The sequence below is a fragment of the Priestia sp. SIMBA_032 genome (assembly GCF_046535215.1).
Classification (GTDB): domain Bacteria; phylum Bacillota; class Bacilli; order Bacillales; family Bacillaceae_H; genus Priestia; species Priestia aryabhattai.
In genome coordinates this window covers 1-427 of record NZ_JAWRXD010000164.1, presented here as the reverse complement: position 1 = coordinate 427, position 427 = coordinate 1, and the positions used below count along the sequence as shown (strand labels likewise).

Genomic DNA, 427 nt, shown 5'->3' with positions numbered 1-427 from the left:
CTCACGAGCGCCCGCCCCCCTAAGAACCGCACGTGACAGATTTCCCGTCATACGGCTCAAGCCTTCTTTTTATCCAAGCAACTTATTTATTTAATACAGGGTACATGTACTAATTTAGCAAATTCACCTGTAGAAACCTCTAGGTTTCGCACTGTAACTTTCTCTCCATTTTGTAGAGTCTGCTTACACAACGCACAACGATATCCTTGTTTTCTTGCGAGTTTCATCCTATCTAAAATATTTTCGCTATTAAAGACCTTACGGTCTCGTTTTTCCCAATACTCTCTTAGAGTTGGATCATCTGGGCTGTTTTTATAGGCTACCATGACATGCCGTTCTATCTTAATCCGGGACATCTTTAACAATTGAATGTTAGTAACTGGACATGTGAGAATCCATTTATTATTTCCACCGTGGTGGGGCTTCT

General features: G+C 41.2%; 1 pseudogene. It reads right to left on the bottom strand.

From position 1 onward, the window contains the following. Positions 1 to 86 precede the first annotated feature (86 nt). Positions 87 to 427: pseudogene (locus SB717_RS33835) on the bottom strand (group II intron reverse transcriptase/maturase); the annotation flags it as partial.